The following is a 25,693-nucleotide window of genomic DNA, read 5'->3' on the forward strand; positions in this document are numbered from 1 at the left end:
CCCTCGGGCTCCTCGCCGCCCTCCGGGCTCATGTTCTGCCAGAACAGGTCGTGCAGGATGTGGCCCGACGAGTTGTGCGTCACGTTCCGGATCGCCCCGCCCGACGACGAGAAGTCGTGCTCCTCGCGGTTCTCCTCGAGCGTCTCCTCGGCCGCGTTCCACCCGTTCACGTACCCCTGGTGGTGCGTGTCGTGATGCCATTCCAGCACCTGCTCGGAAATGTGCGGCTCCAGCGCGTCGTACTCGTACGGTAACGGATCGAGTTCGTANGTGTCGTGATGCCATTCCAGCACCTGCTCGGAAATGTGCGGCTCCAGCGCGTCGTACTCGTACGGTAACGGATCGAGTTCGTAGCTCATCGTTGTATCACCTGTCAGCAACATGGCTCGGAAACCTGTTAAAGATAATGCGGCACACGATACCACGCGTCATCGGACGTGACAGATCTCGACCGCCGAGGATCGAGAGCGCTGGGCTCGCGGTTCAGGCCGACGGGGGATCGCGGTGGCGAACGAGTCGTCTCGCGATCTCCCGGCGGATGTGGCTGAAAGCGGTTTCTCGACGTCGACGCGAGACGCGCGCGGCGCGAAGTGCGCCGTGCGCTTACGGTGGGACTGGGATTCGAACCCAGGAAGCCGTGAGGCTACCGGTTTTCAAGACCGGCGCAATAGGCCGCTCTGCCATCCCACCCCGTCCGGACCGTTGGGAGCGTCCGACTAAGGGGTGTCGGTGTCGCTCTCGTCGTCCCCTCGAAGCCGGTAGTGGATCGCGAAGACGGCGAGCGCGGCCAGGACGGGCGGCACGACGCCGGCGATCTGCGGGAGCTCGTAGAGGGCCGCGACGACGACCGACTCGGTCGGCTCGCGGAGCTCCGCCGGCGCGGAGATGACCATCCCGACGTACAGCGAGCAGAGGAACAGGAACCCGCCGTACGCGAGCTTTCGGTCGTAGCCGGCTTTCACCGGGTCACCGCGGCGGTGCCGCCGGGCGACGAACAGCAGGGGCGCGAGCAGCGGCGCGACGGCGGCGAACCCGGCAACCACGTACAGCGACCGCGAGAACAGGAACGTCCCGCTCTGTACCTCCGCGGTCTCGGCCATCCAGACGACGAGCGCGAGGGTGACCACCGTCGCGATCAGCCCGGCCGCGAGCGCCCCGATCACGCCGTACACGCGCATGGTCCACGACTCCGTCTCGCGGATCGCGTAGGGGATCGCGCCGAACACCCCGCGGTAGCTGTCTGCCATCGACGGCGCTACGGCCGACGGCGAATTAAACCCCTCGTCGCCGCCGCGACCGAGCCGAGCGGAGGGGTCGGCGCGCTTCGCCTCGGAGCCGACCGCGGCGGCGCTCCGGGTGACGTGAACTTTTATAGCCCGCGGCTGGACCTCCCCACGTGGGTCTGTACGACACGTACCTCGCCGTCCGCCACCGGCTCCACGACGGGGATCCGCCCGAACACGTCGCGATCGTCATCACCGAGCGCGACCTCCTCGTCGACGGCGCGTTCGACACGCTGTCGGCGGCGCTCGGGTGGGCCTTCGAGTACGGCGCGGCGCGCGTCACCGTCTCGGTGTCCGTGCTCGACGCCGCCGTCGTCCCGACGCTCGTCCGCGAGCTCCGACAGGTCGACGCCCCCCGGCGGCTCGTCGTACGGGGGCCGGAAAACGCGGCGATCGGCGGGGGCGAGGGCGCGGTCGATTCCGAGAGCGACGAGGAGGACGGTGACGAGAGCGCCCCCGGACGGCGAGCGCGTGACGCGGAGCCGGGCGACGCGCCGATCCGGATCACGGTCGGGCTCGGCGGGAAGGCCGAGTTCGCGACTGCGGTCCGGGAGCTCGCGGCCGACGTGGACGCGGGCGACCTCGATCCGGAATCGATCGACGCCGCCGACGTCTCGGACCGGCTCGTGTTCCCCGAGGAGCCGGACCTCGTGATCAAGACCGGCGCCGAGCGGCTCTCCGACTTCGCCATCTGGCAGTCAGTGTACGCCGAGCTCTACTTCACCGACGTGAACTGGCGGGACTTCAGAAAGCGCGACTACCTCCGCGCAGTCCTCGACTTTCAGGACCGACAGCGCCGGTTCGGTCGGTGAGCGCGGGCGTCGACGCCCTTCCGCGCTCGCGGCGACGAGCCTCACCAGACGAACCGGAACAGCACCGTGAACGTGACGAGCGCGCCGATCGTCGAGAGGAGCGGGACGACGTTCTGCATCAGCACGACGCGCGCGCTCGTGGTCGGGTTGAACAGGTCCGACGCCGAGGGGATGTCAGACGGGTCGCCCTCGCCGATCGGGCCCGTCTCGTCCGCCTTCAGTGCACCGACGGAGACCTTCGGCTCCTTCTCGCCGCTGATCCCCTGCTTGACCGTCACGGTCCGGGTCGCGCGCCCCCACCCGAGGCCGACGATCGACATCGTCGCGATGATGACGAACGACGCCGGGATCCCGACGGCGGAGAGGCTGATGACGATCCCGGAGGAGACGCAGGCGACGACGATCGCCGCGGTCAGCGGGAGGTCGGTGATGTCGTTGCCGAGCGTGTCGAGCGTCCGCCGGGCGATCGTGAACGCTCCGACGGCGACGGCGGCGCTCCCGAGGAGGATCATCGGCGTCATCTCGACGTTGTCGAGCGCGACGAGCGGCGCGATCGCGTTCGCGATGTTCGACGTGCCCGAGGAGAAGGCCATCAGACACCCGATCGCGATGACGACGAACCCGCCGACGAGCTCGCGGCGCGTCGTGTTCGGCCCCGGAACCGGCTTCGGGACGGTCCCCGACCGATCGAACACGAACAGCGCGCCGTCGGTGCTCTCGATCGCCACCCAGCTGTCGATCGCGGGGTAGAAGTACCGCCCGACGACCCCGGAGACCCAGAAGCCGATGATCGGCGCGACGATCCACCAGATGGCGATCTCGCCCATCACGGCCCGGTCGAGGGTGCCGGTCGCCAGTCCGAGCCCGGCGATGGCGCCGACCGCCGTCATCGAGGTCGACGCGGGGACACCGGCGTAGTTCCCGACGAACAGCGCGCCGCCGATGAAAAAGAGGACCACGATGCTCGTCTCCAGCGTGAACACGTTTCCCCCGGTGACGAGGTCCTCACCGAGCGTCGTGACGACGCGCTGTCCCAGGGTCCCCGCGCCGATGAAGAAGAACACCGACATCAGCGCTGCGGCGCCCGACTTCGAGATCACGTCCGCGCCGACCGCCGGTCCGAACGCCGGGCCGGTCGTCGCGCCGCCGATGTTGTATCCGACGAACGCAGCGACCACGAACCCGACGAGAAGCAAGACCTCAACCATATACTCTCCACAACGACACACGGCGGGTTAAACGAACAGGTTTCGGCGCCCCGACAGAAGCGCGACGGAGCCGTCCGATCGGCGCTGGCCGACGAATTACTTAAAAAACCGGGTCGGAGCGAGCCGCGGCTATCGGGTCGGATCCGGGAGTATTTGTCTCGCGGTGGCCTCCGATCGGTCATGCGAACGCTCGTCTTCGACGGTCGGACCGGCGCCGCCGGCGACATGATCTGCGCCGCGCTGATCGCGGCCGGCGCCGACCCCGACGCCCTCGCGCCCGTGACCGACCGGCTTCCGGTCCGGTACGAGGTGGGCGAAACGACGAAAAACGGGATCCGGGCGACGACGGTCGACGTGCTCCTCGACGGCGACGACGACAGCAGCGACGGAGTCGGCGACGACGGCGGCCACTCTCACAGCCACGCGGATTCCGACCACTCTCACAGCCACGCGGATTCCGACCACTCTCACGCCGAGGGGGCCGGCGTCCACCGCAGCTACCCCGAGGTCGTCGCGCTCGTCGAGTCGATGGGTCTCCCCGACTCGGTCGAGTCGACCGCGCTGGACGCCTTCGAGCGCCTCGGCCGCGCGGAGGCGTCTGTCCACGGGACCGACCTCGACGAGACGCACTTCCACGAGGTCGGCGCCGACGACGCGATCGCCGACGTGGTCGGCGCGGCGCTGCTCCTCGACGACCTCGACCCCGACCGGGTCGTGACCACGCCGGTCGCGACCGGCGGCGGCGAGGTCGAGATGAGCCACGGCGTCTATCCGGTCCCGGCGCCGGCGACGACCGAGATCGCGACGGGCGCCGACTTCTCGGTGGTCGGCGGGTCGGTCGACCGCGAACTGCTCACGCCCACGGGCGCCGCGATCCTCGCGGCGGTCGCCGAGGGCGCCGACGCGATCCCCGACCTCGCGATCGACGCCGCCGGCTACGGGGCGGGCGACGCGACCTTCCCGGATCACCCGAACGTGCTCCGGGCGCTGGTCGGTGAGGGGCGCGAGCCGGACGCCGAGGGTCACGCTCACGACCACGATCACGCGCACGGCGACGCGGCCCGCCGCACGGGCGACAGCGCCCGCGGCCTCGTCCGCGACGACATCGCGGTCCTCGAGACGAACCTCGACGACGCGGCTCCCGAGGTGCTCGGCGGGCTCCAGGAGACGCTCAAGCGCGCCGGAGCGCGCGACGTGACGGTCGTCCCGACCACGATGAAGAAGTCGCGCCCCGGCCACCTCGTGAAGGCGATCTGCAAGCCCGAGGACGCCGAGGCGGTCGCGGAGCGCCTCGCCCGCGAGACGGGGACGCTCGGCGTCCGTCAGTCCGGGGCGAGCCACCGGTGGATCGCCGAGCGCGACTTCGAGACGGCGGTCCTCTCGGTCGACGGCGACGACCACGAGGTGGCGGTGAAGGTCGCTTCCACCGCCGACGGCGACGCCTACGACGTGAGCGCCGAGTACGACGACGCCGCCGCGGTCGCCGAGGCGACCGGGCTCCCGGTCCGGGACGTGCTGCGCCGGGCGGAGCGGGACGTGCGAGATCGGCTCGGCGAGGAGTAGACACCGACTGAGCCCTCCCGGTCACCCCGGCGGTTCGACCCGTTCGACCCGCTCCGGTTCGACGCCGAACCCCTCGGCCAGCCGGTCGGCGACGCGGTCGGTGACGCGCTCGGCGGGCCGGTCCGCGTCTCGGACCGAGAGGGTCGCGACCGCCTCGACGGTCGTGTCGTTGAGCCCGGGCTGGAGGCCGGCGATCGACAGATCCTCGACGTCGACGCCGTCGACTCGCTCCAGCTGCGCGCGGGCGCCGGCGGCGAGGTCGCCGGCGGTCGCCTGCGAGACGCGAACCGTCACGGTCGCTTCCACGGTCTGCGAGTGGATGGCTGCTGCCATAGCCCCCCGCCGCGAGTCGAACGCGGCGCGGACCGGTCCGCGGCCTCGAACGCGAGTCCGGCGTCGACGCCGAACCCGGCGCTCGCGAGGGGTGTACGGTCGCGCCCGGTGACCGGCGATCGGCGGGCGACACAGCGGCGGCTGGAGAAGTCGAGATGCGGTCCGTCCCGCGGGGAACTCCCCAGCCGACGCGCGTCACGCGGTCGGGCGGACGGACCGTGTCTCCGGAGTCCCGTAGCCGTTCCAGCCGAGGAGCGCGCCGCTGACGGGAGCGGCGGACGCCGAGGCGGTGGAACGGAAGCGGGTCATACGTGGACTCCGGCGGCGCAACGCGCCGTTACCGGTTCGGTATGTCGGATAGTTATTAAATCTATGGCGGCCGTGTGAGTTGGTAACTGTTCTCTTACACGTGGCGGTCGACCGGTCGGACCGCGGCCGCGAATCCCGCGCAGATGACCCATATCGCCCGGTTCCGGCGACGGCGAGACGACAGGCCTATGACGAACGCCCGACCAGTTGCGCGTAAGCAGCCACCGTCATGATCGAGCGAATCCACACGTCGGACGTCGAACCGGACGCGGACGAGGTCGCCATCGCCGGCCACGTCCACGAGATCCGCGACCTGGGAGGCCTCGTCTTCCTCATCGTGCGCGACCGCGAGGGGCTCATCCAGATCGTATTTAAAGAGGAGCGCGAACCGGAGCTGTTCGAGGCCGTCCAAGACGTCGGCGCCGAGGACGTGGTCCGCGTCGTCGGGAAGCCCCTCGAGAGCGACCAGGCGCCCGGCGGCGTCGAGATCGCCCCGACCGAGTACGAGGTCATCGACGAGGCCGACTCCCCGCTCCCCCTGGAGATCTCGAAGGACATCGAGGTCGACCTCTCGACCCGGCTCGACAACCGCGCCCTCGACCTCCGCAAGCCGGAGACGCTCGCGGTGTTCACCCTGCGCTCGAAGCTCATGACGGCGATGGAGGAGTGGTTCGACGGCGAGGGGTTCGTCGACATCAAGACCCCGCTCATCTCGAAGGGCGGCGCCGAGGGCGGCGCGGAGCTCTTCCCGATCCTCTACTACAACAAGGACGCGTTCCTGTCGCAGAGCCCGCAGCTGTACAAGCAGATGCTGATGGCCTCCGGCTACGAGGCGGTCTACGAGACGGGCACCGCGTTCCGCGCCGAGGACTTCGCGACCTCGCGACACGTCTCCGAGATCGCGATGTTCGACGTGGAGCTCGCGTACATCGACGACCACGACGACGTGATGGACGTCCAGGAGCAGTCGCTGCGTCACGCGCTGCGCGCGGTCGCCGAGAACGCCGAGCGCGAACTGGACCTGCTCGACGTCGACCTCGACGTGCCAGAAGACGACTTCCCGCGTATCACCTTCGACGAGGCGCTCGACATTCTCGAGACCGAGTTCGGTCACTTCCCGGACGACCCGACCGACCTCGACACGAAGGGCGAGAAGCTGCTCGGCGAGCACTTCGAGGAGCGGGGTCACCCCGCGTTCTTCGTCGTCGGCTACCCCGACGAGAAGTTCTATTACATGCAAGACGTTGAGGGCGACGAGATCGCCTCGCGGAAGTTCGACCTCATTTATAAGGGACAGGAGCTCTCCTCGGGCGGACAGCGCGAGCACGACGTCGACCGCATGGTCGAGGTCATGGAGGAGGAGGGCGTAGAGACGGCCAACTTCGAGTTCTACATCGAGGCGCTCAGCTTCGGTACCCCGCCCCACGGCGGCTACGGGCTCGGAATCGATCGGCTCGTCCAGCAGGTCGCCGGCCTCGACAACATCAAGGAGGCGATCATGTTCCCGCGCGACCCGAACCGGCTGGAGCCCTGAGCGAGTCGGAACCCTCGTCGAGTCGGAATTCTCACCGAGTCGACCGCAACTCGAGCCCGACTCCACCCGGACAGGACTCCATCCGAATCGACCAGCTCCGTCGCGCGCGACGACCCCGACGCTGACGCGGGCCGCGGCCGCGCCGTGGATACCGATCGTTCGAGCCGTCTATTTATAAGCGACCCGTCGATCGCGATGAAACGCCGTTTTCGAGCCGCTACCGGCGGTTAAAACGGGTTAAATCGGGCGTAACTCGGCTGAACGGCTTGGGGTATTAAAGGGTACGGCGGCCCGAGCGGGAATCGTCATGAACGCGATCCGAACGACGCTGATCGTGGCGCTCGCCACGGTAGTACTGATCGGGACCGGCGCGGCCGCCGGCGCCGTCGCGGCGACGCCCGGACCGGACAACGCCTCGGGCGACGCGGGGCCGCCGAGCGACCTGCCGGATCAGGTCCCGGACTTCGTCGGCGGGATCCTCGATAGCGTGAACGACTTCCTCTCCGGCGGCGTCGACGACCTCGGTGAGAACGTGAGCGACGAGGCGGGCGACGGAACCGGCGAGGGCGACGAAGGCGGTGCGGACGACGAGTCCGACGCGGGCGACGGGGAGGAGGCGTAACGTGACGGACCGCACGCCCGACCTCGACGCGCTCGACCGGCGGACCTATCTGCAGGCGACCGGCGCCGCCGCGCTCGGCGTGTCCGGGATCGCCGGCTGCGTCGGCCGCGCGACCGGGACGCTCGCGACCGCGGTCACCGACCAGCCCGCCGACATCGCCGACTTCGAGTCGCTCGTGGTCACGATCGAGGGGATCTGGCTCGGCCCAGAGGGCGCCGAGAGCGGCGCGGCCGGGAACCAGACCGACGACGAGAACGCGACCGACGACGACGGCGGCGAGACAGACGACGAGAACGCGACCGACGACGACGGCGGCGAGCCCTCCGGCCGCGAGTACCACGAGTTCGACGAGCCGCAGGCGGCCGACCTCGTCGAGCTACAGAACGGCGAGACGAAACTCGTCGACGAGCGGGAGCTTTCGGTCGCCACGTACCGGTTCCTCCAGCTGGACGTCTCGGAGGTCGAGGGCACCCTGGAGGGCGGCGACGAGGCCGAGGTCGATCTCCCGGGGAACGCCCCGCTGACGTTCAACGCGGAGTTCGACGTGCGCGAGAACACCCGAACGGTGTTCACCGCCGACTTCGCTCCGGTCCGCCGCGGGAACGGGCGGTACCTCCTGCGCCCGGTTCCGAGCGGGATCGAGGTCGACTACGAGGAGACGGGTAGCGACGACAGCGACGAGAGCGGCAACGAGACGGCGTAGCCGGCAGCGCAACGCGTTCCCCTCGGTCCCCCGTTGAAGCCGCGGTCCGGTCGGCCGCGCGCTTCGGGGTCAGGGCTGGGAGCGGTCCCGGGATTCGGGGACCAGGGGAATGCACGCGCGCATCGGTCCCCCGTCGGAGGCACACGACCCGTTCGATCGTCCCGCCGCGGTTCGGCGCGTCGGGACGGTCGGGATTCGTTCGAGATGACGGCGCGAGACGACGTGCGCCGTTCCCGCACCGATCACGCGGTCGACGACGCGCGACTTCTTATAAACGTCCGATACAGCGGTCCGGCGAGCAGCAGGGTTCCCAGGCCGGCCATCGCGACCAGCACGGTCGGGTCGATAGCGGCGACGCCGCCGTCCGCGAGCCGGTCGACGGAGACGCCGACGGCGACGCCGCCGACCGCCCACGGGAGCTCTCCGAGCGCCGTGCCGACGAGCAGCGGCCGGCGCCGGATCCCGGCCCCGCCGGCGGCGACCGAGACGGCGTCCGAGGGGACCGGCAGCAGGCGAGTCGCGGCGACGGCCCTGACCCCGCCGGTGGCGTCGGCGAGCCGCTCTCCGGCGCCGCAGAGCCGGTCGGCGATCTGCGAGCCCTCGCGGGCCCGGACGCGACCGGCCCGCGCGAGCCAGTAGGGCGGGAGCGCGGTGGCGACCATCGCGGCGACGCCGACCGGGACCCCGGCCCAGCCGTATCCGAAGCCGGCCGCGACCGCGAGCAGCGTCGTCGGCCACGCGAGGAACGGCCTGATCGCCGTCAGCGCGAGCAGCGCGGCGCCGAACCTGATCGGCTCGTCGGCGAGCCACGACAGCGGCCCGAGCACGGCCTCGGGAGAGACGGCCCACGCGACCGCCGCGAGCGCCGCCAGCGCGCCGCCCGCGATCACGTACCCGACGACCCCGATTCGGCGATTCACGAACGGTCGTGCTCTCTCGGGTGATAAACGCTTTGTGGAGCGCGCCGGTCGTTTACTGACCCTACTCCTCGATGAACTCCCGTCGGAACGCCGCCGAGAGGTGTTCCCGCTGCCACGCGTCGATCGCCGACTCGTCGAGCAGACTCGCCCAGAGCGCGAGCAGGCCGGCGGCGAAAGCGAGTCCGGGGAGGACCAGCGCGGCGGCGTCGACGAACAGTCCCGGTCGGAAGAGGAAGCGGGCGATCCGGTCACGGAACGCCCCCCACGCCGGTCCGAACGCGATCCACCGGAACGCGGGCGGGACGAGCGCCACGGTCGCGACCGGGAAGACGAACGCGTCCGTCACCGGTCCGCCCCTCCCGCGCACGAACGCGGCGGCGTAGAACCCCCAACAAGCCAGCGACGCGACCGCGGACGCGACTCGCCGGGGACCGTCCGACGCGCCGTGATCGAGGGCACCGAGCCCGAACAGGAGGGCGGCGGCGCCGACGTAGCCGAGCAGGCAGGCGAGCGCGCCGCCGACGAGGACCGCGGCGTGGTCGGTCCGCGACTGGTTCGCGAACGGCGCCAGCCCGATCGGAAGCGACATCGACGGGAGATGCGGGCGACGAGCGGTTGAAGCTTGCGAGTCGGCGAGGGAGAACGAAAGCGGGACGTTGCCGGCCTCGCGTCGGCCCGCTCACGAGAGCTTCCCGAGCGCCTCGAAGAAGTCGGAGGGCGGTCCCGCGATCCGCATCGGCGGGGCCGTTCGCTCGACGGTCACCTCGGTCGGGGCGGGGAGGCTCGTCACGTTCCGTCCGTCGCTGGCGACGACGATCTCGTTGACGCCCTCGACCGCCACGGTCACGGTCGCGTCGGCGTCGACCACGAGCGGGGGCATCCCCTCGTCGGCGGCCATCTCGTTGACGACGAGCCCCCGCACTGCGGGGTGGACGAGCGGTCCTCCCTCCGAGAGGTTGTACGCGGTCGAGCCGGTCGGCGTCGCGACGAGCACCCCGTCGGCGTGTCCGCCGGCGTACCGGCTCCCGTCCACGCGGACCTCGTAGTCGATCCCGGCGCCGGGACCGCGCCGGCCGCCTTGGATCACGATCTCGTTGGCCGCGGGGACGGAGGTCCAATCGACGGCCCGGGCGGCGAGCCGCGGCGCCTCTCGCACGTCCATCTCGCCGCGGTCGAATGCCTCGACCTCCGAGACGACTGCCTCCGCGGCCGCTTCCGGGGAGACGGCGTTGAGGAAGCCGACCTCCCCGAGGTTGACGCCGACGATCGGGGTCTCTCCGGCGTTGCGCGCGACGAAGAGGAACGTCCCGTCGCCGCCGACCGCGACGGCGAGGTCGCAGGCCCCGAGCGCGTCGACCGCGCGACCGGCCGCCGGCTCGCCGAGCGCGTCGGCGGTCTCCGCGTCGAGCCAGACGGACGCCCCGGCGTCGACGACCGCGTCGCGCAGCTCGTCGGCGACGGCGACCGCACGATCGCTCCCCTTCCGCGCCACGATTCCGACCTCCATGCGCCACCGATTCTCGCCGCCGGACAAAAGGATGCGGACATCGGGCCGCGGTTCCGGAAAGTTTCAAGCCACCTGCCCGCCTTGCCAGAATCATGTCGACCCCCCACGGCCGACTGGGACCATGAGCGAGGACGACGACTGGTTCGAGCGCGCGTTGCGGGACATCGACGACGACAGCGGCGCCGACGGCGACGAGGAGAGCGACGACGCCGACGCCGTTGTCGACACCGACCCCGACGAGAAGAGCGACGACGCCGACTCCGCGAACGACGCGGACGAGGGGGGAGCGGGACCGGTGTCCGAGTTCGAGGGTGACGACGACCGCGCGGCGGACGAACGCGAGGGCGAGCGCGGAAGCGACCCGTTCGGCGGGATCCGAGACGGCGAGCGGGATCCGTCGTCGGCTCCCGGTGACGCGCTCGATAGCGACGACGCGGACGGAGTGCGGTTCGGCGGGGATCAATCCGGGGACGGCGACACGGATGACGACGACGTGGACGACGACGATCCGTTCGGCGCCGGATCGTTCGACGGGGACGACCCGTTCGGCGCCGGATCGTTCGGCGAGGGGGACCCGTTCGGCGACGACTCAGCGAGTGGCGACGCCCCCGGACAGAGCGGCCCGGGAGCGGAGTTCGGCGGCGGGTCGTTCGGGGACGGCGATCCCTTCGGTAGCGCCCCGGTCGGTGGCGAGTCGGCCGGCGGCGGATCGGCTGGCGGCGAGTCGGCCGGCGGCGGATCGGTCGACCCCTTCGGCGGGTACCGCGGGACCGCCGGGGGCGGCTCGGGGGACCCGAGCGAGACGGGGTTCGGCGAGTTCGGCGGCGGCGAGGGCGTCGACGCGCCGCCGGGCTTCGACGTCGACCCCGACGAGTTCGAGTCGTCGATCGAGCGCACCGACATCGGGATCGCGGGGCTCGACGAGATGATCCTCGGCGGGGTTCCGCGTCGCTCGCTGCTGTCGGTCATCGGCGGCGCCGGGACCGGGAAGACGACGTTCGCGCTCCAGTTCCTCAACGAGGCCCTCGAGTCCGACCGGAAGGGGATCTACATCACCCTCGAACAGACCCGCGAGTCGATCCTCTCGACCGCCGAGGAGAAGGGGTGGTCGTTCCGCGAGCACGCCGACGAGGACCGGCTCGCCGTGGTCGCCATCGACCCGATCGAGATGGCGAATTCGCTGGCGTCCATCCGGAACGACCTCACCCGGCTCATCGCCGAGTTCGACGCCGACCGGCTGGTGCTCGACTCCGTCTCCTTGCTCGAGATGATGTACGACCACCCGGCGAAGCGCCGCTCGGAGGTGTTCGGGTTCACGCGCTCGCTGAAGAACGCCGGAGTCACGACCCTGCTCACCTCGGAGGCGAGCGAGGAGAACCCCTACGCCTCCCGCCACGGGATCGTGGAGTACCTCACCGACGCGGTGTTCGTGCTGCAGTACATCCGCGGCAGCGACTTCCGCGAGACGCAACTCGCCGTCGAGATCCAGAAGATCCGCGACGCGAACCACTCCCGGCAGTCGAAGCCGTACGAGATCACCGACACCGGCATCTCGGTGTACGGGCAGGCGAACATCTTCTGACGGCCGCGAACGCGCTCGGCGAGGTGGATTTTATCGCTCTGTTGAAATCCTTAAGAACAGATAGGATCGGCGTGCGAGATACAGAGGATGGATGCAGCGCGGAATTCATCTTCATTCCGTCTTCGATCAGATGAGGTAAATATGCTACTTAGAGAGCAGGTTTACTAAATATACAGGAGATTAACCTGTCATTCGAATCACTCTGGGAGACGGCATTCAACCACTCTCCCATCCCGGGGTGATTTGTCTTTTTCCCCGGTCCGCCTAATAACGTACTCCGTGACATAATATTGGGCGAAAATTTGTCCAAAATCTTCTGCAGCCCCACCGGTTTCATCTATAATGAGCAGAACTGGTGTCCCATTAACATCGATATAGACCCCCTTCTGTCGACCATTGAGTGAGGCATTTGGAGGGAGATCTTCAATGAATTCTTCATACTGAGTTGTATGAGCGGCTCTATATTCTTTATAGCCCGAATCTGCGGCTAATTTTAATACGGCTTGTAGTGTTTGATCTTCAATCTCATCAACCGGTATGTACTCGGGGTTGTCAGGTACTTCACCCTCATCCAGATCTATTTCACGTCCATTTTTTGGGACGCCATCAGGCCCCAGTTCGAATGCCTCCACATCTAGGTAAATGTCAACGGATCCCGCTCCTCCAGATGTGACCGTCACGTGGAATCCATCGGCAAGCTTATTTGGGGTTTGATCCAGTTCTGCACTGAAACTATATGATTCGAACCGGTGGTCAGTGTTTTCTTCCACCAGATATGCCTCTTCGTAGGTCTTGACAAACTCTGCTACGGATTCGTATCGTGTAATGAACCCCTTTATCGAACGTGTGTAGATATCTCGCGGCCACGTTACATCAAGATTAGCAGATGTAGGGCACTGAGCCGGTAATTCGTCTTCACTTGGTGGGTCCGAGTCATCAGAACTTGCACAGCCAGCAAGGCCGACACTGGCGAGAGTCGCCAGTACCGCACGGCGGGGATGAGAACTCACTACCAGAAGAAGTTCGGCAATTGGTAAGTGTCTTGTCCAATTATTTCTCTTTAATTGTTCCTAATGCTGGGTGGCGTACAATCTGTACCGGCCGGTCCGTACTGTACCTGTATCGAGCAATGCGAAGAAGTTGGCTCCCTAAACCTCCTGTGTGAACTGCGCTCCCTGTATTCAGCACTCACAGATTATCCTCTCAAGAAACCGTTAAAAAAGCGTACAGGATATTGAGGACGAAGTCAGCACAGCTGTCTCGCTTATTTCGCGTCGAATCGGATGAACCACTCGTTCGTTGACCATACGGATTTACCGCTACAATAGGGAGTTAAATTCCGTCTGGGATGCGACATTCAACCACGGTACCATCCTCTGGTGACTCGTTTTCCTCGTCGGTTCGCCGAATAACGTACTCCGTGACATAATACTGAATAGGTCCCACATCAATCTCATCTATTGAGTTACCACCTTGCCTATCTATAATGAGCAGAACATATGTGCCGTTGACATCGAAATATGCCCCCATCCGCCGATCATTGAGTGAAGCATTCGGCGAAAGATTGTCAAGCGACTCTTCGTATTGAGGTGTAAAGGCGGTTCTGTGATTTTCATAGCCCGTATCTGCGGCTAATTGTAATACGGCGTGTAGTATTTGATCTTCAACCTCATCGATCGATATGTACTCAGGTTCCTCGGGCACTACACTCTCATCGATACGCATATTCTGTTCAGCTTCTGGGATGCCATTAGAGTCAACCTCGGATGCTTGTATATGCAGGTAGTCATCAACGCTTCCTGCTCCAGCAGATTTAACAGTCAAGTGAAATCCACGGGCAAGCTTATTTGGAGTTTGCTCCAACTCTACGGAGAAATCAAGAGAATGGAATCGTGTGTCGGTGTATTCTTCAACCAGATACGCCTCCTCGTAGTCCATAACGAATCCACCGACCGTGTCCGTATCAAGCTCTTGCGGCCACTGTACGTCGAGCTCGAGCGACTTTGAGCACTCGTCCGGCAATCTAGCTTCAATTTCTCTCATTGTTGGTTGTCCGTCCCCACTCGGTGACTCCGAGTCACTACGATCGCCTTCATTCGGTGACTCTGAGTCACTGCGAGTCATACAACCGGTGAGGCCTATGCCAGTAAGAGTTGCTAGCACCGTACGTCGGGAATAAGAAGACATAATGTAGGTTTAAAATCACTTCCTAAGTATCTTGTGAGGATCTTTCTGGCTCATTCCGACATCGAATGCCATACGGCCAGTACTGACTGGCCAAGGTTCTAGTATTGACTGATCCAGATCGGCGCTCTTGTTCAAGTTCTCTGTGTAAGATACGCGCTCCGTATTCAGCACGGTTCCAAGAACACGTCAACAAGTGAGTATTTCAACAGAGTCGGTTTTATAAGCCGCATCACGCAACGGATCTCCGTGTCCCCCGCGAACGAGACCCTCCTCCCTTCCCGTCGAGCGCTCGGGACCGGTCTGCTCGCCGGTCTCGCTCACCTGGCCGTCGCCGGCGCGCTCGCCGAGTGGTTCGGGTTCTCGATCGGCGTCACCCCTTTTTTGGGGTACGTCGCCCTCGGCGGCCTGTCGCTCGGAGCGGTCCCGGTCGCGGTGCTGGTCGAGACTCGGCTCGTCGCCCCGTCGATCGTCGTCGGCGTCGCGTTCGTCGCGTCGGCGTACGGGACGTGGTCCGTGTACGTCGCGCCGGTCGCGACTCCCACCCCGGTGGACCCGACGCCGTTCGGCTGGTACCTGATCGGGTGGGTCGCCGTGCTCGGGGCGGCGCTGGTCGCGGGCGGCGCGGAGTACGGCGTCCGTCGGGTGGCGAACGCGCGACGCGAGTGAGCGAGCGTAGTCCACTTAAAAATAGGCCCGCGACTCGCGGTGTTGCTCCACGCAGAACCGCACCGTCCGGGACCCCCGCGAGCTTGCGAGCGGGGGTACGGAGGGTGCACGAACGAAGTGAGTTTGCCGAGCGAAGCGAGGCAAACGTCGACTGACGGAGTCAGGTAGAAAATGCACCGTCCGGGAATCGAACCGGAATCAGACGTGCTCGCTCACTGCGTTCGCTGCGCGCGACTGATAGGGTTCAATTCCGTCCGATGATTTCTCTCACTGCGTTCGAGAGTTCGCTGAACACAGTGAAGCGAACGCTACCTGACGGAGTCAGGTAGAAAATGCACCGTCCGGGAATTGAACCCGGGCTATTAGCTTGGGAAGCTAATGTCCTACCACTGGACCAACGGTGCTCGCTCGAACGTACCGAACCGTGCCACTTGAACGTAGCGTTTCGGGTGCCGCGAGCCACACGCTTAACCCGCCGCCGACGGAGTCGTCCCCATGCACTCACAGCCGAACGCGACGGACGTGACGGTCGACCCGGCGGCCGTCGAGCGCGTCCGCGAGCGACGCGCCGAGCTCGCGCCGGCGCTCGGCCGCACGTGGACCGACGGCGAACCGCGGCGCTTCCTCACCGACCTCACCGCGATCGGGAGCCGGATGGCCGGCAGCGAGGGCGAGCGTCGGGCCGCCGAGGTCGTCGCCGACGCGTTCGAGCGGGCGGGGCTCTCCGGGGTCGAGACGAGACCGTTCGAGATGGCGGCGTGGGAGCGCGGGGACGCGACGCTCCGCCTGACCGTCCCCGGACGCGACGGCGCGGCGGCGACCCGCGAGTTCGAGGCGCTCGCGCTCCCCTACTCGCCGGCCGGGAGCGTCGCGGGCGACCTCGTCGACGTGGGGTACGGCACCCCCGCCGAGATCGACGAGCGGGAGGTCGAGGGACGGATCGCGGTCGCGTCGACGACGACCCCGGAGGGCGGCCGGTTCGTCCACCGGATGGAGAAGTTCGGGTACGCGATCGACGCGGGCGCGGTCGGCTTCGTCTTCGTCAACCACCTCGACGGCCAGCTTCCCCCCACCGGGTCGCTGACCTTCGGCGCGGAGGCCGACGCGGTCGCGGTCGGCGTCTCGAAGGAGACCGGCGCGTGGCTCCGGGAGTACGCGGTCGGCGGGGAAAGCGAGCGCGCCGGGGCGGTCGGGCGCGGTGCGGGGGAGTCCGAGCCGACCCGAGCGACCGCCGAGCTGTCGGTCGAGGCGTCGACCGAGCCGGGCGAGAGCCGGAACGTGGTCGGTCGCGCGGGCCCGGACACCGACGAGCGGCTCCTCCTGCTCGCGCACTACGACGCGCACGACATCGCGGAGGGCGCGCTCGACAACGGCTGCGGGATCGCGACGGTCGCGACCGCCGCGGGAGTGCTGACCGAGGCCGACCTCCCGATCGGCGTCGACGTGGTCGGGGTCGGGGCGGAGGAGGTCGGGCTCCTCGGTTCGGAGCGGTTGGCGGAGCGAGTCGACCTCGACCGGGTGAAGGGGGTCATCAACGTCGACGGCGCGGGGCGGTTCCGCGACCTCATGGCGCTGGCGCACGCGTCCGAGACGGCGGCGTCGGTCGCCGAGGCGGTGTCGCTCGGGACCGCCCAGCCGATCGCGGTGGACGCGGAGCCGCACCCGTTCTCCGACCAGTGGCCCTTCGTCCGGCGCGGGGTGCCGGCGCTCCAGCTCCACAGCGACTCCGGCGACCGCGGGCGCGGCTGGGGCCACACCCACGCGGACACCCGCGACAAGGTCGACGACCGAAACGTCCGGGAGCACGCGATGCTCACCGCGCTGCTCGTCGCCGAGTTCGCGGCCCCCGAGCGCGAGTCCCCCCGGCTCGACCGCGACGACCTGATCGCGGCGCTCAGGGGGGCCGACTTCGAGACGGGGATGCGCGCGGCCGACCTCTGGCCGACCGGGTGGGATTAGTTGCCCCTCCCCGTCGGCATCGGCGGTAGTGTGCGCTTGTGCGCCGAGGCGCGGTGGCGCGCGAGCAGGTCGGCGACCGTCTCCTCGTCCGCGCCGTCCGACACTCGCTCGGCGATCGCCTCGGCGTCGAGCGCGCGGTCGACGCCGAGCCGCAACACGGCGTCGATCACCTCGTAGGGGGCCCCGAGGTCGTCGGCGTCGCGCTGTCCGGGGAGAAAGCCCGCGGTGGGCGGCTTCTCGACGACGAACTCGGGCACGTCGAGCTCGTCGGCCAGCGCGCGGACGTCGGTCTTGTACAGGTGGCCGAGCGGGAGCAGGTCGGCGGCGCCGTCGCCGTGTTTCGTGACGTAGCCGAGCAGGTGCTCGCTCCGGTTGGTCGTCCCGCAGACGAGCCGGTTCGTCGCGTTGGCGGCGAGGTACGCGAGCGTCATCCGGAGGCGCGCGATCGCGTTCCCGGAGCGGACCGGCTCGTCGTGGAGGTCGAACCGGTCGGGCGCGACCGCGCCGAACTGCGCGAACAGCGGCTGGAGGTGGACCGTGTCGTGCTCGATCCCGAGCGCGTCCGCGAGCGCCTCGGCGTCGCGGGCGTGTGGCGCCCCGATCTTGTTGCAGGGGAGGATCAGCCCGTACACGCGGCCTGCGCCGAGCGCCTCGACCGCCAGCGCCGCCGTCACCGTGGAGTCGAGCCCGCCGCTCATGTTGACGACCACTCCGTCCGCGTTCGCGGCCGCGACTCGGTCGTCGATGAACGCCCGGATCCGCTCGCGCTCCGCGACCGGGTCGGGGGCGTCGAACGGGCCGACGGCGTCGTCGGGGGCGTCGCGGATCGGCGGGTCCTCCTCGCTCGATGTCGAGGCCGCGGAGCGGTCTGGCGCCGTCCCCGACTCGAACGCGGTTGACCGCGGGTCACCCATCGGTGCGCCCTCGGAACGCCGGGTTCGGGACCGGTTCGTCACGGGTTCGCTCGCTCGAGGCGCGCGACCCTCGAGCGATTCGAGCGATTCGAGCGACCCTCGTGACCCCTGTGCGCCGCAGGCACGCGCGGGCGTCGGTTCGAAAGCTCATGTTCACCCATCGATTCCGAACGGACGGGTAAATACTCACGGTGGAGTTTGTTTAAGGATATACCCATATTACGCAGTGTAAGATCTATTCTACTTATTTTTCCATCAATTTTGTCAACTGACACGCGAGATATTTGCGAAAATCAGATATTCGGTCATCGAAGGTATGGGATGAGACGAATAGCGAACGAACACGTGAAATAGTACTAGAAACCAAATGATCTCGGGAATATAGCTAGCTAACAACAATATAAGGTGGAAATAACCGAACATTTATACATCAATATTTGTTGAATACGACCATGTCGACGATACAGCTCACGAGCAGTCAGAAACGGGTGCTCACCGCGCTCGTAAACCTCGCGGAGAACGCGGATCGACCGGTGTCCGGCCGGACCATCGCCGAGTCGATCGACCGCAACCCCGGGACGGTCCGAAACCGGATGCAGAGCCTGCGCGACATCGGGTTAGTCGAGGGCGTCGCCGGACCGCAGGGCGGCTACGTCCCGACCGATGCCGCCTACGAGACGCTCGGCGTCGAGCGGATGGACGACGCCGCGAGCACGCCCGTCGAGCGCGAGGGCGACCCGGTGGAGGGCGTGAACGTCGAGGAGATCGACCTCTCCAGCGTTACCAACCCCGAGCTGTGCCGGGCGGAGCTCGTGATCCGCGGACCGGTCGGCTCTTTCGACGCCGGCGACCGCGTGACCGTCGGTCCGACGCCGGGGGCGGGGCTCCGCCTCTCGGGCGTCGTCGACGCGACCCACGTCGACGGCAACACCCTGTTGGTCCGCGTCGAAGGGATGGAGACGCCGGGCCGGGGGTCGGCCGCGTAGGTCGCGGTCAGTCGGGTCCCGCGATCCGGTCCCGGATCGCGCCCGTCGCCGCGGCGGCGTGCCGAGCGTCGCGGTACCGCTCTCCGAAGGCCACGCGCGCGCTCTCGGCCGCCTCGGGATCGACCGCGAACGCGACATCTTCGTACGCCACGTCCCAGAGCACCAGCGGCTCCGGCGGCGCGGGACCGACGCCGAGTTCGCCGGGGACCGGCTCGAGAGCGAGCAGACGGTCGATCAGGGACGGGTCGGCCGCGCTCCGGCCGACCGCGCGGACCGCGGCCACGAGCCGGCGCACGAGCGCTCGCGGGAACCCCCCGGCGGACACCTCGACGACGAGGAGGTCGTCCTCTCGGGTCGCGCTCGCGGTGAGGTCGCGGACGGTCCCGTGCTCGTCGCTCGTCAGGTTGTGGAAGTCGTGCTCGCCCGAGAACCGGGCGAGCGCGTCGCGGACGCGCTCGTCGTCGACGGCGTGGTCGCGGTCCGCGCCGTCCCCGCGAGCGGGCGCGTACAGGTGGTATCGGTAGGTCCGTCGGGTCGCGTCGTGGGTCGCGTGGAACCCGTCGGGCACGTCGGCGGCCGCCCACACGCGCACCGAGCCGGGGAGGTGGCCGTTGAACGCCCGCGGGGTGAGCCAGTCGGGCGCCGCGAACGCGACCGTCTGCGCGACCGCGGAGACGCCGGCGTCGGTCCGGCCCGCGGCGGCGTATCCCGGCGGCGTCGCGTGCGTCGGCCCGTCGCCCCGGTCGAGGATCCCGTGTTCGGCGAGCGCCCGAAGGAGGGTCCCCTCGACCGTCGTCGCGTGGGGCTGGCGCTGGAAGCCGGCGTACTCGCGGCCGTCGTACGCGACCCGGAACGCGCGGGTCGCCGCCTCCGAGGCCTCGGTCACTCCGCGTCGGGGCCGTCGCCCGCGTCTGCGGCCTCCGCTTCCTCGTCTCGGTCGGCCATCGGCACCGTGACGACCGGAACGGCGGAGACCCGCACGACCTTCTCGGTGACGCTCCCGAGGAGGACGCGTTGGATCCCGGAGCGGGTGTGGCTCGGCATCACGACGATGTCGGCGCCCACGTCGCCGATGGCGTTCTCGATGACGTCGACGGGCTCGCCGCGGACGACGTTGCCGACCACGTCGACGCCCGCGGACTCCAGCTCCGCCGTCACCTCCTCGACGCGTTCCTCGGCCGCGTCCTCGACGCGCTCGGCGAACGCGCCGGCCTGGGGGCCGCGAAGCGTCTGCGCGACCGTGTCGATCGCGGAGACGACGTACACGGTGGCGTCGTACCGCTCCGCGAGGCTCTTCGCGTGCGGGATCGCGTCGTTCGCCTCGCCGCCCGGCGCCACGGGGAGGAGGATCGCGTCGTACATACCCGAGCGTCCGCCCGCCGGGTGCAAAACGGTACCGGCCGTCGCGGCGAGGACCACCGGTCTTCGGAGGGAAGTCGCTACAGCCCGAGCGCCTCGAGGAGGTCGAAGCCGACGCCGGCGTAGCCGACGAGCTTGAAACCGAGGTAGATCCCCACGATCGCCACCACGCCCGGCAGTTCGGGCGGAGCGGGGATCGGGACGCGGAGGAAGGCGAACAGCGCGCCGACCGTCAGGCCGACGACGAGGGCCGCGATCGTCACCACGGGCGTGGAACTCATGTCGGCGATTCGTCGGCGTCCGTTGATAAGGGCGGCGTTCGCGGTCGGTGCCGGGAGATCGCTGTCCGGCCTACCGACTCCCGTCCGCGCCGCGGATGGGCAGGGTTTTCAGACGGGCGCTCCACCGTTGAGGCATGGCACGAGAGGTTACCAACCCCGACAACCCGCAGGTGACGCTCCAGACGAACCACGGCGACGTCGTCGTCGAGCTGTTCGCCGACCGCGCGCCGAAGACGGTCGAGAACTTCCTCGGACTGGCGCGTCACGACCCCGCCGCCGACGCCGACCCCGCGCGCGACACGAACACGTGGGAGGACCCGGAGACCGGCGAAGTTCGGGGCGACTCCCTGTACGAGGGGAACGTCTTCCACCGCGTCATCGAGGGCTTCATGATCCAAGGCGGCGACCCGCAGGAGAGCGGCCGCGGTGGCCCCGGCTACCAGTTCGACGACGAGTTCCACGACGACCTCACCCACGACGGTCCGGGCATCCTCTCGATGGCGAACTCCGGCCCGAACACGAACGGCTCGCAGTTCTTCATCACGCTGGACGCCACGCCGCACCTCGACGGCAAGCACGCCGTCTTCGGGCAGGTCATCGACGGGATGGACGCCGTCGAGGAGATCGGCGCCCTCCCGACCGACCGGCGCGACGAACCCCGCGACACCGTCGAGATCGAAGGCGTTACCGTCGACGAGTAAGACGGAGATCCGCGGCGTTATCGCTTTTTGGCCGGTGAGACGTCCGAAGGAGCGTCATCCTCGGAGGCCGTTGTTCCGATCATAACGGTTGATCAAACGACAATAATTCAGCGATAGTATTTCCGCGTAATCGATAAGCCAGCGATACTATTTCGGAGCGGTCTATAACTATCAATCATATACTCCATTGTGGGAACGCTGGGGTTTCACCCAGTTCAACAGCTATGACAGATATAGACGACCCAGAGGCGTACGCGGAACGGATCGCGGAATCGGTGAAAGAACAGGCAGAGGACACCGGTGGTTCCCGTCGAAAGTTTTTGAGCCGCTCAGTGCTGGCCGGAGGGGCGTTACTCGCGCTCGGCGGTGGCACGGGTCTCGCGATGGGCCAGGACGAGGACAGCGCCCCGGACGAGATGATGGCGAACTTCGACGACGTGGCGGGGACCGACCTCGACGTGTTGAACTACGCGCTCACGCTGGAGAACCTCGAGAACGCGTTCTATCGCGAGGGGTTAGAGATGTTCAGCATGGAGGACTTCGCGCAGGCGGACTTCCAATGGGACTTCCAGGGTCTCAGCGGGGGGACCGCCGAAGAGCTTCAGGGAATGATGTACGACCACGTCGAGGTGATCGGCGAACACGAGGCGGTCCACGTCGAGGTCCTCGGTGAGGCGATCACGCTGCTCGGCGGTGACCCCAACCCCGAGGCCGACTACGATTTCGGACTCGAAACGGTGGAGGGATTCCTGGCGACTGCGCAAGTGTTCGAGAACACGGGAGTCGCGGCCTACGCCGGTGCGGCACCGTTCATCGAGAGCCCGGACCTCCAGAGCGCCGCGCTGTCGATCCACAGCGTCGAGGCGCGTCACGCCGCGTTCCTCAACCACCTCAACGGCGAGTCTCCCTTCCCGAACGCGTTCGACTCGGCCCTCTCCCAGCAGGCCGTTCTCGACGCCGTCGGCCCGTTTATTGTGTCAGAGGGGGAGGGTGACGACGATGACGAGGACGACGGCGAGGATGGCGACGGCGAAGATGGCGGCAGCGACGGCGACGGCGAGGATGGCGGTAGCGACGGCGACGACGGCGGCGATGACGACGACGAGTAGGAGCGACTGACAGCAATACCCTCGGCGCCTCGGGGCGTCCGCTCACGCGACCCGATTTTCGAGTTCCTCGCCGCCGTCGAGCCGGTCGACGTTTCTCGCGAGGATGTCGGCGACGCGCTCGTAGTAGTGCGGGGTGTGACCGGCGTTGTGCGGGGTGATCGTGACGCTGCCGAGCCCCCACAGTGGGTGGTCCTCGGGGAGCGGCTCGGGGTCGGTCACGTCCAGCGCGGCGCCGCGGATGCGGCTGTTCCGGAGCGCCGAGACGAGCGCGTCGGTGTCGACGACCGGACCGCGGGCGATATTTATCAGGATCGCGTCGGCCCGCATCGTGCGGAGCGCGTCGTCGTCGACGAGCCCGCGGGTCGCCTCCGTGAGCGGGCACGCGAGCACCACGTACTCCGCGTCCGCGACCGCGTCGTGGAACTCGTCGAACCCGTAGACCGCGTCGGTCGGGCCGCCCTTCTCGGGCGAGTACCGGACACCGACCGTGTCCACGTCGAACGGCTCCAGGCGGTCGACGACGGCGGAGCCGATCGCGCCGAGGCCGACGACCGCGACGGTCGACCCGTACACCTCGGTCGTCTCGTAGCTCCGCCACTCCCGACGCTCCTGCTGGCGGTGCGCGCGCGTCCACTGGCGGGCGTGGGTGATCATCGACCCGAGGACGTGTTCGGCGATGTTCGGCTTGTGCACCCCCGAGGCGTTCGTCAGGGCGACGCCGTGGTCCGCGAGCGCCTCCCGGGGGAGATGCCCGGTACCGGCGAACACGCACGCGAACAGCTCCAGGTTCTCGGCGGCCGCCAGCAGCTCCTCGTCGATGTCGAGCCCGACCGCGATCCGCGCGGTCTCGAGCAACTCGCGCTCCTCGGCCGGCGTCCGCGCCAGCACGACGGAGCGGTCCGGGAGTCGTTCCCGGATCGCCGCGGCCAGTTCGGCCCCGTCCGAGCCGTGAATCGTCTGTCGCAACACGACGACGTCTGGGTCGCTCATGGCGGGGAGACTCGGCGCAACGGATAAAAAGGATGCCCGTCCGGCGACCGGTGCCGGATTCGACCGCCGTTCGCCGGCGTCCGTCCGTCGATTCGCCTACTGCAGCGCCGCGTCGAACGCCCGCCGGAAGTCGGCTTTCATGTCGTCGACGTGCTCGATCCCGACGGAGACTCGGATGAGCCCGTCGGTGAGCCCGGCCGCGAGCCGCTCCTCGCGGGGAATCGCGGCGTGGGTCATCGCCGCGGGCTGCTCGATCAGGCTCTCGACGCCGCCGAGCGACTCCGCGAGCGTGAACACCTCGGTCTCGCTGACGACCGTCGAGGCCTGATCGAGGGTGCCGTCGAACTCGAAGGAGAGCATGCCGCCGAACGCGTCCATCTGCTCGGCCGCGAGCTCGTGGTCCGGGTGGCTCTCCAGTCCGGGGTAGTAGACCCGGCTCACGTCCTCGTGGTCCGCCAGCCACTCGGCCAGTTCCATCGCGTTCTCGCAGTGGCGGTCCATCCGCACCGGGAGCGTCTTCGTCCCGCGTAACACGAGGAAGGAGTCGAACGGGCCGGGCGTCGCGCCCACCGAGTTCTGGTAGAAGCCGAGCCGCTCGTCGAGGTCGGCGTCGTCGACGATCAGCGCGCCGCCGATCGTGTCGGAGTGGCCCCCGAGGTACTTCGTCAGCGACTGGGAGACGATGTCGGCGCCGTGTTCGAGCGGGCGCTGGAGGTACGGGGTCGCGAACGTGTTGTCGACCGCGCAGAGGGCGTCGTGCTCGTGCGCGATATCCGCGATCGCGCCGATGTCGTTGACGTTCATGAGGGGGTTCGTCGGCGTCTCCACCCACACCAACTCCGTCTCCTCGCGCATCGCCGCCCGGACCGCGTCGTGGTCCGTCGTGTCGACGAAGGAGGTCTCGATGTCGTACTCGTCGTACACCTGCGTGAGGATGCGGTGGGTCCCGCCGTACACGTCGTCGCCGGCGACCACGTGGTCGCCCGCGGACAGCAGGTTCAGGACGGTGTTTATCGCGCCCATCCCGGAGGAGAAACAGCGCGCGTGGCTCCCCGACTCCAGCGAGGCGAGGTTGGCCTCGAGGTCGGTCCGGGTCGGGTTCCCGGTCCGGCTGTACTCGTACCCCCGGTGCTCGCCGGGCGCGTCCTGTTTATACGTGGAGTTCGCGTGGATCGGAGTCATCAGCGCGCCGGTCTCCGCGTCGGGCTCCTGCCCGGCGTGAATCGCGCGCGTCTCGAAGCGGCGGTCGTCGGCGTCGCCGTCGCGGGAGTCGCCGCCATCGGCGGCGTCGGATCGGTCGCTCATACCCGACGGTCGTCGCCGAGAGAGGTGATTCTTCCCCTTCCGAGACGGCGGAGAGCGAACGGCGACAGCGACCGCTACAGCTGCGACTAGGAGTGTGAGAAGTGCTCGGTCAGGGATTTGAACCCTGGTCGTCGGCTGTCTTCCAAACCGGCGCGCCGTCGCGCCGCGTCTGCCGAAAGGCCAACATGATTGGCCGGACTACACCAACCGAGCGCAATTCCGGGTTGTGCCGCATCCGATTTAACTCTTCTTAACTCGCGGCACCGTGGGAGCGGTCGCCAGGGTCGGGTCGCCGGATTCGTCCGACTCGCCGTCGACGACCTCGTCCCCTTCCTCGCCGCCGAGAGCGGGGATATACGAGCGGCGACGACCCTCCGGTGGCACGGTCGGCCCGTTTATAAGCGGGCGGATCGAGCGTGGCGCTTCGAGATCGGCTTCGATCACATATCCGACACGTATTTTCGACTTCGACGAGGAGAACGGCTATGGACGGTCCGAGACGGACGTACAGACGCCTCGACGAGTGGGTCTCGGGGTTCTCTCGCGGCGGATACGCCCTCCTCGTCGGCGTCGCGGCCGCGCTCAGTTCGTTCGCGGTTAGCCTGGCGCTCGGTGCGCCCGACTACATTTTCGCTGTCGGCATCGGTCTGTCGCTGACCGCGTTCAACTACTGGTTCGATCCGAATCACCGAGAGGAGTGAGACACCGCGTTTCCCGTGAACAGTTGTCCGTTTCGGTGGGCGCCCGGATCCGGTCGCCCTTGAACACCGGAAGCCTCGAACACCGGAAGCCCCGGCCGCGGCTAGAGAACTATATAAACCTATATATTTTGGTCGTTTCGGCAGATTCACATTGAGTTG

General features: G+C 67.8%; 26 protein-coding genes, 3 tRNA genes and 1 pseudogene. 12 read left to right on the forward strand and 18 right to left on the reverse strand.

The window, feature by feature from the left end:
* The 3 genes and pseudogenes from C469_RS00765 to C469_RS00775 form a co-directional block, all read right to left on the reverse strand.
* A pseudogene (locus C469_RS00765) lies at positions 1-359 on the reverse strand (superoxide dismutase); the annotation flags it as partial.
* Between the two features lie 247 nt (positions 360-606).
* Positions 607-690, reverse strand: a tRNA-Ser gene (locus C469_RS00770).
* Between the two features lie 26 nt (positions 691-716).
* Positions 717-1,247: a hypothetical protein gene (locus C469_RS00775; RefSeq protein WP_008002964.1), complete on the reverse strand. Its 531-nt coding sequence runs from the start codon at positions 1,245-1,247 to the stop codon at positions 717-719.
* Positions 1,248-1,396: 149 nt separating this feature from the next.
* Here C469_RS00775 and C469_RS00780 point away from each other — a divergent pair, with 149 nt between their 5' ends.
* Positions 1,397-2,095 carry an undecaprenyl diphosphate synthase family protein gene (locus C469_RS00780; protein ID WP_008002966.1) on the forward strand — a complete coding sequence of 233 codons (699 nt, stop codon included), beginning with the start codon at positions 1,397-1,399 and terminating at the stop codon, positions 2,093-2,095.
* 41 nt (positions 2,096-2,136) lie between these two features.
* Here the strand turns inward: C469_RS00780 and C469_RS00785 are convergent, their stop codons facing one another.
* Positions 2,137-3,303, reverse strand: a complete 1,167-nt coding sequence (locus C469_RS00785; RefSeq protein ID WP_008002968.1) for an inorganic phosphate transporter — start codon at positions 3,301-3,303, stop codon at positions 2,137-2,139.
* A 180-nt stretch (positions 3,304-3,483) separates the two neighbouring features.
* On the opposite strand from C469_RS00785, the gene larC reads away from it, so the two are divergent.
* Entirely contained in the window at positions 3,484-4,866 is a 1,383-nt protein-coding gene (larC, locus tag C469_RS00790) for a nickel pincer cofactor biosynthesis protein LarC (RefSeq protein WP_008002970.1), read from the forward strand.
* Between the two features lie 21 nt (positions 4,867-4,887).
* Here larC and C469_RS00795 read toward each other — a convergent pair whose 3' ends face one another.
* Positions 4,888-5,199: a hypothetical protein gene (locus C469_RS00795; protein WP_008002971.1), complete on the reverse strand. Its 312-nt coding sequence runs from the start codon at positions 5,197-5,199 to the stop codon at positions 4,888-4,890.
* 538 nt (positions 5,200-5,737) lie between these two features.
* Between C469_RS00795 and aspS the strand changes: the two genes are divergently transcribed.
* The 3 genes from aspS (at position 5,738) to C469_RS00810 (ending at position 8,367) form a co-directional block, all read left to right on the forward strand.
* A complete protein-coding gene (gene aspS / locus C469_RS00800) occupies positions 5,738-7,042 on the forward strand; it encodes an aspartate--tRNA(Asn) ligase (RefSeq protein ID WP_008002973.1) in 1,305 nt (434 codons plus the stop codon).
* 307 nt (positions 7,043-7,349) lie between these two features.
* Positions 7,350-7,664 (forward strand): hypothetical protein, encoded by a 315-nt coding sequence (locus C469_RS00805; RefSeq protein WP_008002974.1) that lies wholly within the window; start codon positions 7,350-7,352, stop codon positions 7,662-7,664.
* A 1-nt stretch (position 7,665) separates the two neighbouring features.
* Complete coding sequence (locus C469_RS00810; protein WP_008002975.1) at positions 7,666-8,367, forward strand: DUF4382 domain-containing protein; 702 nt, start codon at positions 7,666-7,668, stop codon at positions 8,365-8,367.
* Between the two features lie 242 nt (positions 8,368-8,609).
* Here the strand turns inward: C469_RS00810 and C469_RS00815 are convergent, their stop codons facing one another.
* The 3 genes from C469_RS00815 to C469_RS00825 form a co-directional block, all read right to left on the reverse strand.
* A complete protein-coding gene (locus C469_RS00815; protein WP_008002976.1) occupies positions 8,610-9,287 on the reverse strand; it encodes a TVP38/TMEM64 family protein in 678 nt (225 codons plus the stop codon).
* A gap of 61 nt (positions 9,288-9,348) precedes the next feature.
* Positions 9,349-9,876 (reverse strand): hypothetical protein, encoded by a 528-nt coding sequence (locus tag C469_RS00820; protein ID WP_008002977.1) that lies wholly within the window; start codon positions 9,874-9,876, stop codon positions 9,349-9,351.
* A gap of 90 nt (positions 9,877-9,966) precedes the next feature.
* Positions 9,967-10,794, reverse strand: a complete 828-nt coding sequence (locus tag C469_RS00825; RefSeq protein WP_008002978.1) for an NAD(+)/NADH kinase — start codon at positions 10,792-10,794, stop codon at positions 9,967-9,969.
* Between the two features lie 121 nt (positions 10,795-10,915).
* Between C469_RS00825 and C469_RS00830 the strand changes: the two genes are divergently transcribed.
* The gene (locus C469_RS00830) at positions 10,916-12,376 is read left to right on the forward strand and encodes a KaiC domain-containing protein (RefSeq protein WP_008002979.1); all 1,461 of its coding nucleotides are present in this window, start codon (positions 10,916-10,918) and stop codon (positions 12,374-12,376) included.
* Positions 12,377-12,573: 197 nt separating this feature from the next.
* Here C469_RS00830 and C469_RS16585 read toward each other — a convergent pair whose 3' ends face one another.
* Positions 12,574-13,386: a hypothetical protein gene (locus tag C469_RS16585; RefSeq protein ID WP_147587220.1), complete on the reverse strand. Its 813-nt coding sequence runs from the start codon at positions 13,384-13,386 to the stop codon at positions 12,574-12,576.
* 322 nt (positions 13,387-13,708) lie between these two features.
* Positions 13,709-14,314, reverse strand: a complete 606-nt coding sequence (locus tag C469_RS16590) for a hypothetical protein (protein WP_147587221.1) — start codon at positions 14,312-14,314, stop codon at positions 13,709-13,711.
* A gap of 495 nt (positions 14,315-14,809) precedes the next feature.
* Between C469_RS16590 and C469_RS00840 the strand changes: the two genes are divergently transcribed.
* Positions 14,810-15,229 carry a hypothetical protein gene (locus C469_RS00840; RefSeq protein WP_008002982.1) on the forward strand — a complete coding sequence of 140 codons (420 nt, stop codon included), beginning with the start codon at positions 14,810-14,812 and terminating at the stop codon, positions 15,227-15,229.
* A 333-nt stretch (positions 15,230-15,562) separates the two neighbouring features.
* Here C469_RS00840 and C469_RS00845 read toward each other — a convergent pair.
* Positions 15,563-15,633: transfer RNA gene (locus C469_RS00845), tRNA-Gly, on the reverse strand.
* A 91-nt stretch (positions 15,634-15,724) separates the two neighbouring features.
* Here C469_RS00845 and C469_RS00850 point away from each other — a divergent pair.
* A complete protein-coding gene (locus tag C469_RS00850; protein WP_008002983.1) occupies positions 15,725-17,188 on the forward strand; it encodes a M28 family metallopeptidase in 1,464 nt (487 codons plus the stop codon).
* Here C469_RS00850 and C469_RS00855 read toward each other — a convergent pair.
* Complete coding sequence (locus tag C469_RS00855; protein ID WP_008002984.1) at positions 17,185-18,102, reverse strand: NAD+ synthase; 918 nt, start codon at positions 18,100-18,102, stop codon at positions 17,185-17,187. The two genes, C469_RS00850 and C469_RS00855, sit on opposite strands and share 4 nt — an antisense overlap.
* Positions 18,103-18,554: 452 nt before the next feature.
* On the opposite strand from C469_RS00855, the gene C469_RS00860 reads away from it, so the two are divergent.
* A complete protein-coding gene (locus C469_RS00860; protein ID WP_008002985.1) occupies positions 18,555-19,088 on the forward strand; it encodes an Rrf2 family transcriptional regulator in 534 nt (177 codons plus the stop codon).
* A 7-nt stretch (positions 19,089-19,095) separates the two neighbouring features.
* On the opposite strand, the gene truA is transcribed toward C469_RS00860, so the two are convergent.
* The 3 genes from truA to C469_RS00875 all read right to left on the reverse strand — a co-directional run bounded on the left by truA (position 19,096) and on the right by C469_RS00875 (position 20,728).
* Positions 19,096-19,974, reverse strand: coding sequence for a tRNA pseudouridine(38-40) synthase TruA (gene truA / locus C469_RS00865; protein ID WP_008002986.1), 879 nt, complete (start codon positions 19,972-19,974; stop codon positions 19,096-19,098).
* On the reverse strand, positions 19,971-20,450 hold the full coding sequence (locus C469_RS00870) for a universal stress protein (RefSeq protein ID WP_049910881.1): 480 nt from the start codon (positions 20,448-20,450) through the stop codon (positions 19,971-19,973). Before C469_RS00870 ends, truA begins: the two co-directional genes overlap by 4 nt.
* Positions 20,451-20,527: 77 nt before the next feature.
* Positions 20,528-20,728 (reverse strand): XapX domain-containing protein, encoded by a 201-nt coding sequence (locus C469_RS00875; RefSeq protein ID WP_008002988.1) that lies wholly within the window; start codon positions 20,726-20,728, stop codon positions 20,528-20,530.
* 134 nt (positions 20,729-20,862) lie between these two features.
* On the opposite strand from C469_RS00875, the gene C469_RS00880 reads away from it, so the two are divergent.
* Together C469_RS00880 and C469_RS00885 are read left to right on the forward strand one after the other, a co-directional pair.
* Complete coding sequence (locus tag C469_RS00880; protein ID WP_008002990.1) at positions 20,863-21,429, forward strand: peptidylprolyl isomerase; 567 nt, start codon at positions 20,863-20,865, stop codon at positions 21,427-21,429.
* Between the two features lie 224 nt (positions 21,430-21,653).
* Entirely contained in the window at positions 21,654-22,538 is an 885-nt protein-coding gene (locus C469_RS00885; protein ID WP_147587222.1) for a ferritin-like domain-containing protein, read from the forward strand.
* Between the two features lie 42 nt (positions 22,539-22,580).
* Here the strand turns inward: C469_RS00885 and C469_RS00890 are convergent, their stop codons facing one another.
* From C469_RS00890 to C469_RS00900, 3 genes are all read right to left on the reverse strand, one after another.
* A complete protein-coding gene (locus C469_RS00890; protein ID WP_008002994.1) occupies positions 22,581-23,528 on the reverse strand; it encodes a D-2-hydroxyacid dehydrogenase in 948 nt (315 codons plus the stop codon).
* Between the two features lie 96 nt (positions 23,529-23,624).
* Positions 23,625-24,833, reverse strand: a complete 1,209-nt coding sequence (locus tag C469_RS00895; protein ID WP_008002995.1) for a cystathionine gamma-synthase — start codon at positions 24,831-24,833, stop codon at positions 23,625-23,627.
* Positions 24,834-24,935: 102 nt separating this feature from the next.
* Positions 24,936-25,046, reverse strand: a tRNA-Glu gene (locus tag C469_RS00900).
* A 272-nt stretch (positions 25,047-25,318) separates the two neighbouring features.
* Here C469_RS00900 and C469_RS00905 point away from each other — a divergent pair.
* Positions 25,319-25,534, forward strand: coding sequence for a hypothetical protein (locus C469_RS00905; RefSeq protein ID WP_008003000.1), 216 nt, complete (start codon positions 25,319-25,321; stop codon positions 25,532-25,534).
* Positions 25,535-25,693 lie beyond the last annotated feature (159 nt).

The organism is Halorubrum lipolyticum DSM 21995 (assembly GCF_000337375.1).
Classification (GTDB): domain Archaea; phylum Halobacteriota; class Halobacteria; order Halobacteriales; family Haloferacaceae; genus Halorubrum; species Halorubrum lipolyticum.

Coding starts and splice junctions, on each gene's coding strand:
- C469_RS00850 (WP_008002983.1), top strand. CDS start 15,725: ATGCACTCACAGCCGAACGCGACGGACGTGACGGTCGACCCGGCGGCC.
- C469_RS00885 (WP_147587222.1), top strand. CDS start 21,654: ATGACAGATATAGACGACCCAGAGGCGTACGCGGAACGGATCGCGGAA.
- C469_RS00860 (WP_008002985.1), top strand. CDS start 18,555: ATGTCGACGATACAGCTCACGAGCAGTCAGAAACGGGTGCTCACCGCG.
- C469_RS00855 (WP_008002984.1), bottom strand. CDS start 18,102: ATGGGTGACCCGCGGTCAACCGCGTTCGAGTCGGGGACGGCGCCAGAC.
- larC (WP_008002970.1), top strand. CDS start 3,484: ATGCGAACGCTCGTCTTCGACGGTCGGACCGGCGCCGCCGGCGACATG.
- C469_RS00875 (WP_008002988.1), bottom strand. CDS start 20,728: ATGAGTTCCACGCCCGTGGTGACGATCGCGGCCCTCGTCGTCGGCCTG.
- C469_RS00880 (WP_008002990.1), top strand. CDS start 20,863: ATGGCACGAGAGGTTACCAACCCCGACAACCCGCAGGTGACGCTCCAG.
- C469_RS16590 (WP_147587221.1), bottom strand. CDS start 14,314: ATGGACTACGAGGAGGCGTATCTGGTTGAAGAATACACCGACACACGA.
- C469_RS00785 (WP_008002968.1), bottom strand. CDS start 3,303: ATGGTTGAGGTCTTGCTTCTCGTCGGGTTCGTGGTCGCTGCGTTCGTC.
- C469_RS00895 (WP_008002995.1), bottom strand. CDS start 24,833: ATGAGCGACCGATCCGACGCCGCCGATGGCGGCGACTCCCGCGACGGC.
- C469_RS00890 (WP_008002994.1), bottom strand. CDS start 23,528: ATGAGCGACCCAGACGTCGTCGTGTTGCGACAGACGATTCACGGCTCG.
- C469_RS00825 (WP_008002978.1), bottom strand. CDS start 10,794: ATGGAGGTCGGAATCGTGGCGCGGAAGGGGAGCGATCGTGCGGTCGCC.
- C469_RS00870 (WP_049910881.1), bottom strand. CDS start 20,450: ATGTACGACGCGATCCTCCTCCCCGTGGCGCCGGGCGGCGAGGCGAAC.
- C469_RS00775 (WP_008002964.1), bottom strand. CDS start 1,247: ATGGCAGACAGCTACCGCGGGGTGTTCGGCGCGATCCCCTACGCGATC.
- C469_RS00905 (WP_008003000.1), top strand. CDS start 25,319: ATGGACGGTCCGAGACGGACGTACAGACGCCTCGACGAGTGGGTCTCG.
- aspS (WP_008002973.1), top strand. CDS start 5,738: ATGATCGAGCGAATCCACACGTCGGACGTCGAACCGGACGCGGACGAG.
- C469_RS00830 (WP_008002979.1), top strand. CDS start 10,916: ATGAGCGAGGACGACGACTGGTTCGAGCGCGCGTTGCGGGACATCGAC.
- C469_RS00805 (WP_008002974.1), top strand. CDS start 7,350: ATGAACGCGATCCGAACGACGCTGATCGTGGCGCTCGCCACGGTAGTA.
- C469_RS00795 (WP_008002971.1), bottom strand. CDS start 5,199: ATGGCAGCAGCCATCCACTCGCAGACCGTGGAAGCGACCGTGACGGTT.
- C469_RS00820 (WP_008002977.1), bottom strand. CDS start 9,876: ATGTCGCTTCCGATCGGGCTGGCGCCGTTCGCGAACCAGTCGCGGACC.